A 10070-nucleotide genomic window follows, 5' to 3' on the forward strand; every position below is an offset into this window, starting at 1 on the left:
AGTGGATCGGCCCCACCGAGACAGCTCGGAGACGAGAATGGCATCGATCTTTCGGGCTTGAGCCAGGTCAATGAGCTTACCACGTTCGGCACGGTTCGCCTTGGTCCCAGAAGCCGTTTCCTTGAACACAGCGACGACTTCATAACCGCCGCGCTCCGCAAATGCGGTCAATTCTGACACCTGCCGCTCGCAGGATTGGTCAGACGTCGAGACCCTGGCATAGATGGCGGCGCGCTGTCCCAATTGAACCCCCTTGGGTTTGTGTCTTGTAAGTTGCTGTTTCTAATGGTGCGGAAAATGTCCTGAATAGACTACTGAATAACAAGGACGCACATCCATGCCAAGACGATCCGTTTTGACCGAACGCCAACGTTCGGCACTTTTTGACCTGCCGACCGATCAAGCCACGATCTTACGGCACTACACCTTGGCCGATGATGACATTGAGCATATTCGCACCCGTGGTCATTCTCGCAATCGCATGGGTTTTGCCCTCCAGCTCTGCGCGTTCCGATATCCGGGGCGGTTGTTGTCACCCGGCGAGACCATTCCCTTGGAGGTGAGCCAGTTCATCGCCGCGCAGCTCGCTGAAAAGCCCGCCGCCCTTGCCTGCTACGCAGAGACAGATGTAACCCGACGCAGGCATCTTGCCGATCTTCGCGAGCTTTATGGGTACAAGATGTTCTCAGGCCGGGGTGCGCGTGACCTGAAGGCATGGCTTGAAGCGCGGGCTGAGGCAGCGCCCTCCAATACAGAACTCGCCCAACAATTTGTCGTAGAATGCCGCCGCACCCAGACTATCCTGCCCGGCCTGTCTGTGATCGAACGGCTTTGCGCGGATGCGCTCGTCGCAGCTGAGCGTAAGACCGAAAGCCGGATCGTCAGTCAACTCAGTGATGACACGCAGGAGCAGTTGGATGCGTTGCTGACCGAGATGGTCGATGGCAAGGTCAGCCGATTTATCTGGCTGCGACAGTTCGAGGTGGGCAGCAACTCAGCAGATGCGTCCCGGCTATTGGACAGGCTGAAACATTTGCAGGGACTGAAAGTCCCGCCCAGCCTTTTGGATGGCATTCCTCCGGACCAGATCACACGCTTACGCCGCCAAGGGGAACGGTATTTTGCGGATGGCCTCCGAGACATTGGCAGCGACCGGCGGCTCGCAATCCTGACCGTGTGTGCAATCGAATGGCACGCGGCCATAGCCGATGCCCTTGTTGAAACCCATGACCGTATTGTTGGAAAGACTTGGCGTGATGCAAAGAAAATCTGTGACGCGCGGGTTGCCGACGCGAAGTCGGCCCTGCACGACACGCTGCGTTCATTCAAAACTCTGGGCGTGGCTCTCCTGGAAGCAAAGGGGGATGGGGCATCGCTTGATACGGCCACCGAAACTGCCTGTGGGTGGCATCAGCTCGAAGGCCTTGTAGCAACCGCCGCCAAACTGACAGACACGATGGCGGCTGATCCTTTGAGCCATGTTGTCCACGGCTTTCACCGGTTCCGGCGTTATGCGCCACGCATGCTACGCGCATTGGAGATACAGGCGGCACCCGTGGCCGAGCCATTATTGGCGGCGGCAGCAATTGTAGCGAAGGGCCGAAGCGCCGAATTTGCAACCACCCACTTTCTGCGTCGCGGATCAAAGTGGCACCGCCATATCAATGCTTGTGACAAAGACAGGTATCGCCTGTGGGAGGTGGCTGTTCTGTTCCATCTCCGCGATGCTTCCGCTCTGGTGATGTTTGGTTGGCCCATTCCCGTCGTTACGCCGATCTGAAGCAAGCCCTGGTTCCATTTGAAACGGCGAAGGCAACACCCAGACTGACCGTTCCGTTCGAACCGGAAGTATGGATCGCGAAGCGTAAAGCGCGGCTTGCGGAAAGACTTAATCGATTGGCAAAGGCTGTCCGGGCTGGCGCAATCCCAGGCGGTTCCATCGAGAATGGCGTGCTCAAGATCGACCGGCTGAGTTCGGCGGTGCCCAAGGAAGCGGATGAATTGGTGCTCGACCTCTATCGTCGCCTGCCTGCCATGCGCATCACCGATCTCCTTCAGGAAGTCGATAACGACACCGGCTTTGCCGATGCCTTCACGCATTTGCGCACCGGATCACCTTGCCAGGACCGGATTGGGCTCCTGAACGTATTGCTGGCCGAAGGGCTGAACCTCGGCCTGAGCAAGATGGCCGAGGCCACCAGCTCACATGAATTTCCAGCTCTCGCGCATCTCACGGTGGCACATCGAAAGTGACGCCATCAATCGTGCCTTGGCCTTGGTCATCAGCGCACAATCAAAGTTACCAATGGCTGCCCACTCGGGCGGCGGCGTCACTGCATCGAGTGATGGTCAGTTCTTTCCGGCGGCGCGGCAGGGCGAGGCAATGAACCTCATCAATGCGAAATACGGGTCGGAGCCAGGGCTGAAAGCCTACACCCACCTGTCAGATCAGTTCGGCCCCTTCGCCACCCAAAACATTCCGGCGACTGTAAACGAGGCCCCCTATATCTTGGACGGCTTGCTGATGAATGACGCAGGGCGCAAAATCAAAGAGCAATACGCTGATACAGGTGGGTTCACCGATCTTGTCTTCGCTGCCACCTCATTGTTGTCCTACCGCTTCATTCCCCGCATCCGTGATCTGCCGTCCAAGCGTCTTTATTTGTTTGATCCCGCCTCTGCCCCTGACGAACTGCGTGGCCTAATCGGTGGCAAAGTCAGGGAAGGATTGATCATTCAAAACTGGCCCGATGTTCTGCGCACCGTAGCAACAATGGCAGCGGGTATTATGCCGCCCAGTCAGTTGCTGAAAAAGTTCGCGTCCTATCCGCGTCAGCATGAGTTGGCCCTTGCCCTGCGCGAAATCGGGCGCATCGAACGCACGCTCTTCATTATTGAATGGTTGCTCGACGCAGACATGCAACGCCGCGCCCAAATTGGATTGAACAAGGGTGAGGCGCATCACACCTTGAAAAACGCCCTACGCATAGGCCGACAAGGCGAAATCCGTGACCGCTCCGCTGAGGGGCAGCATTACCGCATGGCCGGGCTGAACCTTTTGGCAGCGATCATCATCTATTGGAACACAAAGCACCTCGGCCATACAGTGTCCGCCCGAAAGCGCGCGGGTCTCGACTGCTCACCAGAGCTTCTCTCGCATATCTCGCCGCTCGGATGGGCACATATCCTGCTCACCGGCGAATACAGGTGGCAAAATCAGAGCGAAAGACCCTTGTGATACGATCCTGCCCCCTACCGGAATCTACCCCTTGATGAACACGCTGGTAGAGCCACCCGATAGTGCGCGCGGATGCGATGGTGCTGGACAGGTCGGACAAGCGTGTGGGGCGTAGGCGTCACCTTGGCGGACAGCCGGGATGCCATCAATATTGACATCGGGAGAGGCCGCAATTAGTGCGGTCGGCGGAAAGTGGCAGTCATGGCCAGAGCCTATGTCACCGAGACGGGTTGATTGAGGCATATTGAGGTTACTTTCGGTTTACCATTATAGTCATGATTTTACCGATGAGTTATTTTCCGGTCGTATCCGAATCTTCGTCCAACGGATCAAAATAATGTATAATCCTGTCTTTAAGACTCTCCATAACAACGACATAGATACAAAAAAACAGGCCAACTCCCATCCACATATACCATGGTCCTGCAAAAGACATCAGAAGAAAAATCGCTAAGGCCAGACCAGGCAAAACGATGAACACCGCCTCAAAAGAAGCGGCGATGAATGACCCAATCAAACGCTTAATCATGACCGATCCTCATGAAATAAAATTAGGGCATCGAGAAGTGCGTCAAATGCGGCCTGATCCTCCTCATCATCCGCAACGCATTCGGCGGCGACTGCAATAAGCTGGTTGAAATCCTCTCGGTTGACAAAATCAAGCGGTGCACCGTCTCCCAGAAGGATTGCACCGAAAAGATTAAGAATGTTGGGCTCTCGTGGCATTGCGCCGCTTGTGGCATAAGCTGTCCGAACAGTGTCCGGATAGCGATATTCCATGTATGTGCGCAAAAGCCCTCCCCATGTCGCAAGTACAAGATTTGCGGGGATGCGTAATCGATAGACATTTCGAACACGTGCAGAACTACCTGCCACCATGCGACGCCCGTAACGCCCTCCGGTTGTCACGTAATTCACGAAAACACCACCCGCCATTCGGCGAGCCATACTTCCTGCAGCATCCCGAATCCGTTGTTCTGCTTGCTGATCCAAACGTTCGAAATCATTAAAATAATCAGGATAATTCTCAGCGACGCAACTTTCCATTCGGCGCTCAAAGTCTTCTGATCCAACCCCCATACGGACCATCAACTTGAGCATTTTGAAGATCGCGCGCCGATGCGGCCAAATAGAAATGAGAACCTCGGCAATATAGGTGCCAGCTTCGGTCATGTTGCGGCGAGCCACAGAACCCATAGCACCAGATCTGGCAGGAGCATACAGCACTCCAAGCCACCAATCTTTACCGTAATTTGCAAATAAGCGGCGATCAAAATCGAATGTTTCCACCCAATTTCGCTCGATGAACTCCTCAGGCTGAGCCTCCGCACATTCAATGACACTGCCGTCTGTTAACAGACCGCATATAAGGGTATCCGAACCGTCTGCCGCGGTTCCTCCGTTATTAGTATAGTCACCGTCAATTGTAAGGCCTGGACCATCTTGAGGCATGACTTCTCCTAATTTAGATTGATGCGCTTAGAGATGAATTCAATTAGAGAACTTCCAACTCCTTTTAGCGTTTCTGTAAAGATTGATACCTTGCTTTTACCACGCAGTATAATTTCGTTACCTGATAGAATTATCTGCCCGTTTGAACGGAGGATAAGCTTGCTTGCACCAGTTGCAAACACAATCCGATCGCCAGCTGTGCACAGCCGGGATGCTCCGACAGCCTCAGATAAATCGCTACCGACCGATGCTTCGTAGGTTTGTGCTGCATTAAGTTGAAAGTTCTGATCTGCTCGCAACGTCATAGACAAGTCCGTTTCGATGACCGTAGACCCATCAGATAAGAACCGTTGCGATCCATTCGTCACCAGTGTGAAATTACCTTGAGGTTTTGCGGACGCACCTCGTTCGCCAAGCTGGTATCCGTAGGGGCCAATACCTTCCCAGTTTTTTCGCATTGAAGCTGCAACCGGGCCTGAAGATGTCCTGTGGCCAACGAAAAACGAAACGTTTCCGCCGACACTAGCTTCTCGATTATACTCAATATCTTCGGAAAAGTTATGCCCTACACTCAGTGCGTAATTATTGTCGGTTCGGTTCGTGTGGTTATGAAGCGTTTTTTCGTTCCGATCCTTCTGGGCATGGACAAAAATCTCTTCTCGGCCTTGCTCATCCTCGAACCGCAACTCATTAAATCCCGCGCCCTGGTGAGTGTCGGTCTTAAACGTTGATCGCGTTTTATGCGCAGGTAGCTCATACGGGGACGTGTTATTCCCATTGTAAACGCACCCCGTCACAATCGGCTTGTCGGGGTCTCCGCGCAGGTGTTCGATGATGACTTCCATGCCGATGCGCGGGATAACCATCCCGCCCCAGCCTTTGGATGCCCAGCTTTGACTGACGCGGACACGCATGGTGTTCGCACCCTCTAGGTCCCAGTGAAAGCGGCACAGGATGCGGCTATGTTCGTCGCAATCGATCTCGCCTTCGCCAACCACAACAGCCGTTTCAGGACCCTGCACACGCGGCCCAACTATGCGGCGTTCAGGGCGGTAGGGTGTATCATCCGGCATGAGGACGTAAGACCCGTCATAGGGCTGCGCGTCATTGCCGCTGTCACCTGACCCGTAGGCCTGCGCGCGGAAGCGGTGCTGGGCCTTGAGGCACACAAAGGTCCGGCCCGTCGCCCCGGGCACCTCGTCACCAGTGAGCGTCACCCGCCAGCCGGCACCAAGGCTCACCACATCGCCTGCAGCCTCTTGGCGTGGGGCCTGTCCCCGCTCAGCCTGCGTGCGGCGGTTCACAACACCGCGTCCTTCATCGTGCTTGAGATAATCGCCCGGCCAGACGTAGCTCTCGATATCGCCCGAGGGGTGGGTTGCGTCGCCGATGTAGTCTACTTCCTGCGATGCATTCGGTATCTTAAAATTATACTCGGTCAGCCTGACTGCGCCCGTCGTGATCCGCTCGGCGGATGACCATAGGTTGAAGTGCTCTTCGTCATGCTGATTATAGCCATCAACTCCGTAGTAGGGGCGTTTATTGCCTGGTACTTTGGGCAGGCTGAACTCCGCATCTGTGAGCAACAACGTATGCGACCCAAGCTCATGCCGCCAAGACCAACTGATACCGTGGCGTTCCAATTGGCGTCGCACAAAATCAGCGTCGCTGTCGCCGTATTGGGTCGTGTATTCCAGAACAGGGTAATCTTCCGTCAGCCGCACGTCCAAATGCGGGCTGCCCAGATGGGTATAGGCGGACAGGACCTCCTCAACGATCTGCACCACGGTTTTATTGTGAAAGATACGCATGTTGCGCCGTAAGTCCGCTACATGCAGCCAGGGTCGCAACACTAAATCATAACGAAACCCGTTCTCGGATGCGCCGCGCGCCTGTGCCTCGCAGACTATCCCGTCAAAGGCACGAGTGCCATCGGCATGGTCAATTTCCACAGTGGCGTGGGTGCCCAGCAGACCATGCAGATTCAGCCCCGGCTCAGTCGCCAACGCCTCAACGCGCCACTCAAAATCACCAGATAATTCCTCGCTGCCATCCATGCGAAGCAGCACAAGCGTCTCCGCACCGATTGCGGTCGTAAGGCGGCCCTGACGGTCCTGCTGGCTAAAATGCGTGTTCATGCAACACCCTGAAATACAACTATTAGGCGAAAGCTAGCAGCAAACTTTGCAAAACAAAACCGATCCTGACATCGCCAACCATAGGGCAGGGGAAGGATGGGTTTTGCAGCCACCAACGGTGGCTTGGCAAGGTGCTGGCCGGAGGTCTCTAACCGCGCAGATCGCCAGATCGGAGAGGCTCCCGGCAGGGCTCATCAGGGGACTTTGGGGTGGTGCGCAGCAGCGGGACCACAAAGTTTCCTTATGAGCAAAGAGACTTTGCAGTCTTCTCCCGCTCTGATATGCCTACCACATAGCCTACAAGCTCGTCTACAACATTGAACCCGCCTCGCCCTCGATGATTAGCTCTTTGGATCGCCACTGTCTGGTGCGCGAACCAGATGGGTCGTCTAACATCGTCAAAGAACGGTCAATGCTGAACCGCGTCCTTCAGGGTCTTGAGCACGAACCTGATAAGGATAATGAAAACTACGGTGGAGGTTTAAGCCGGACGCTCAAAGCCCTCTATGCGGGCGGTGTCAAGAAACCTGCGGCACAATCCGAGAGGCCCTACCTGCGTATCGTCCTCTCCGCCTCCCCGGAATACTTCCGGCCCGATAGTCCCGAAGCGGTCGGAACATGGGATGTGGATCGGCTGGCCTCGTGGAAAGAGGCAACCATGAACCAGCACCGGGAAGAACACGGGGCTGATCTGATCTTTGCGGAGCTACATCTAGATGAGGACACGCCGCACATCCATGCGGTGGTGGCACCGACCTATCTCAAGAAAGCGCGTGTACCGGGGAAGCAAAAGCGCGGTGAGACACCGGAACAGTTCGAAGAGCGCAAAGCGCTCGCCCGCGCCTCGGAAGGCGTTAGGACGGTTGGCCGTGCTTCCCACCCTACCCTGTCCAAGCAAGGCAGCTTCCAGCGATTGCGCGAACGCATGACTGTCGCCGTTGATCATCTTGGAATCGAGTATGGCGAGGATCGCTCCGTTGATGCACCGGACGGCCAGTCCACGCGCGAATGGGTGATTGAGCAAGCGGCAGAGATGCGCAAAGAAGGCCTGCGCCTTTTGCAGGAACGGGCGCAGTTCGAGACAGAGCAAGACAAAGCGAAAGCTGATCTGGAAAAGGCAGCGGAATGGGTGGAGCGTGGCGTTCGCAACCTATCGGTCTCCATCGACCGGGTTCAGGCTGGCACCTACGACACCGAGCGGTCCTTGGCAGACATGCCAGACCAGCCCACGCAGTTTGAAGGGGACTGTTGCATTAACCGAGGACTTTGGCCACGGTTAATGCAACAGTCCCGCATGAGGTGAGTTTCAGAGGCATCACCACCGAAAGGAATGTAGCGGCGAGTATCGACGCCCATCAGGGTGATGCCACGGCGCTAAACCGCATCATCGCTGAAAATTTACGCGCAGACTGTGTTGAACTGCGCATGAAGGCCGTGGATGATCTGGACCGAGCAGGTTATCCCATTGATGAATTTTGGGTAGAAACTGCCCAAGACGGGGATCATATCTCGGGAACGGTTATCACCGCCGAGAATGGCTATGTCAGCTTGGCCGATGACAGTAATCGATTCATCATTGTGCAAGGTCATGAGTTGTCTGGTGAAACTACAGTCGGTCAAAGTGGCTTGTTGCGTGTGACCGAGCCTCAGATCGAAGTGTCCGTCGTCAGGGTTTCTGGGACCAAGTGCGACCTAAACTAACAGAGAGTTTGGCTCATCGGGTAGGTTTGATTATGCGGCGTGCTGGCGCTGCGCAAGCTTTCACTTTTGGACACCCAGTTTTTTTCTTGAAACTTACGCGCGATCAGGACTACCCTCAAAGTTGTAGCGGGGGTGGGTCTGGCGTGTTGATGAGTAGTACGGGTATTGTTCGCTGTCGTGATCTTTAGGCGACCTCTTCATCAATTGGTGGGAATTGTTGTGATAGCGCTTTGCGCGACGCTTGCTCTCGCGCATGCAGATACAACCCGCGCACGACCTTTGGCCGATCTACAGGTCAATGGGTTGGATGTTTCCCAAAGCCGCAATGAAATGGTGCTCACAGCATTTCCCAAAGGTGAAACGCAGAAGGCATTTATGGCGTTTGCTGATATTTCTCAGGGATCTGGCGTGTGGGATTTCAAGGCGGTTGCCTTGCCTGACGGGATCATTCCATTTGATCCAAAATATTCGGATGATCATAGCGAACTTGTGTTTGCGGGGCTGTGCCAATCACCCGAACTGTCGTGTTTTGAGGATGCGGGGGGCTGGAACATTTATACCCTTGATCTGGCGACGTTTGAGGTAACACAACGCACGACGCCCAATCTGACGTTTGTGCGCTGGAAGCCAAAATATAGTTGGGACGGATCGATCCATGCGGTGATTTACAATTCATCGCCCAATCAGCTGGCGCTGCAAACATCAGCGCAGATCTCGCCTAATGCGGTGGTCAGAATTACCGATGATGGGGGGATGATTTCAGTATTGCCGCGAAATGCCACTGATAGTGCAGTTTCGGGCAAGATTTATAATCCACTTGGCGGCTTCCGCAGCTTAGAAGTTCTCAAAATCACTCCCGATGCAATGTATGTTCACGGCGCATTTCGATTGAGGGTCAGTCGGCCTGTAATTTTAGAGGAAGCCGTAAAGGAAAGAGGGCGAATTGTTGATGTTCGGGTCACTGAGTTCACGGAACGGCGTCACTACGACATTCCTAAAGAAGAACGAGGTAGACCTGTTATTTCCCCAACTTTATTCAAAGTGACCGAAGATAGAATTGAAGTTTTGGATGAATTTGCGACGTTAGGGCCGGGTACGGATAACGTAGGCAGTGCCAGTGGTGGCGCAGGAATTGCGATTTCTGATGTTCCCAAGGGCCTTGTGGGTTTCGATAACAATCATCAAATTTGGCAAATGTCGAAGGACCATATTGAGATGGAAGTCCTGAGCCGCCTAACGGGCCCTGTGCCAGACCACTTCAACACCGATAGATCGTTTGCGGTTACATATATTCCCGCCGGAGCCCCCCCGCGCATCTTCTTGTGGAAGGATTGGGTGGAAGAAGCAGTTTTTGAAGCTGTAAAAATAGAGGACTAGTAGGTATGTTTCAGAACCCTAACGACTTGATAGATTTCAATCTGATGACGGCGCATATAACAGATCAAGCTGGTAAAGACTGGTTAATGGCACATATTTCTGAAGGGGAGTGTTGCATTAACCGAGGACTTTGGCCGCGGTTGTGCTTTTGAGGTCGATCATGC

The 10070-nt window shown here is 54.4% G+C and carries 8 protein-coding genes and 1 pseudogene; 4 read left to right on the plus strand and 5 right to left on the minus strand.

Translation table 11 applies throughout. The annotated features are described in order from the left end of the window. The coding region (locus L1065_RS15395) for a recombinase family protein (protein ID WP_237096399.1) at positions 1-243 on the minus strand (243 nt) is incomplete at its 3' end. A gap of 94 nt (positions 244-337) precedes the next feature. Here L1065_RS15395 and L1065_RS15400 point away from each other — a divergent pair. Further along, positions 338-3238, plus strand: a pseudogene (locus L1065_RS15400) (Tn3 family transposase). Between the two features lie 24 nt (positions 3239-3262). On the opposite strand, the gene L1065_RS15950 reads toward L1065_RS15400, so the two are convergent. The 4 genes from L1065_RS15950 to L1065_RS15415 are packed head-to-tail and all read right to left on the minus strand — an operon-like array spanning position 3263 to position 6828. Continuing rightward, complete coding sequence (locus tag L1065_RS15950) at positions 3263-3481, minus strand: PAAR domain-containing protein (protein ID WP_370641205.1); 219 nt, start codon at positions 3479-3481, stop codon at positions 3263-3265. Positions 3482-3530: 49 nt separating this feature from the next. After that, a complete protein-coding gene (locus L1065_RS15405; RefSeq protein ID WP_237096400.1) occupies positions 3531-3767 on the minus strand; it encodes a hypothetical protein in 237 nt (78 codons plus the stop codon). Then, the gene (locus L1065_RS15410) at positions 3764-4690 is read right to left on the minus strand and encodes a hypothetical protein (protein WP_237096401.1); all 927 of its coding nucleotides are present in this window, start codon (positions 4688-4690) and stop codon (positions 3764-3766) included. Before L1065_RS15410 ends, L1065_RS15405 begins: the two co-directional genes overlap by 4 nt. 8 nt (positions 4691-4698) lie before the next feature. After that, a complete protein-coding gene (locus L1065_RS15415) occupies positions 4699-6828 on the minus strand; it encodes a type VI secretion system Vgr family protein (protein WP_237096402.1) in 2130 nt (709 codons plus the stop codon). A 337-nt stretch (positions 6829-7165) separates the two neighbouring features. On the opposite strand from L1065_RS15415, the gene L1065_RS15420 reads away from it, so the two are divergent. The 3 genes from L1065_RS15420 (at position 7166) to L1065_RS15430 (ending at position 9906) form a co-directional block, all read left to right on the plus strand. Beyond that, on the plus strand, positions 7166-8131 hold the full coding sequence (locus L1065_RS15420) for a plasmid recombination protein (protein ID WP_237096403.1): 966 nt from the start codon (positions 7166-7168) through the stop codon (positions 8129-8131). After that, complete coding sequence (locus L1065_RS15425) at positions 8128-8529, plus strand: hypothetical protein (RefSeq protein ID WP_237096404.1); 402 nt, start codon at positions 8128-8130, stop codon at positions 8527-8529. Before L1065_RS15420 ends, L1065_RS15425 begins: the two co-directional genes overlap by 4 nt. A gap of 279 nt (positions 8530-8808) precedes the next feature. After that, positions 8809-9906, plus strand: coding sequence for a hypothetical protein (locus L1065_RS15430; protein ID WP_237096405.1), 1098 nt, complete (start codon positions 8809-8811; stop codon positions 9904-9906). Positions 9907-10070 lie beyond the last annotated feature (164 nt).

Origin of the sequence: Nereida sp. MMG025 (assembly GCF_021654165.1) — a bacterium.
In the GTDB taxonomy this organism is placed as follows: Bacteria; Pseudomonadota; Alphaproteobacteria; order Rhodobacterales; family Rhodobacteraceae; genus Nereida.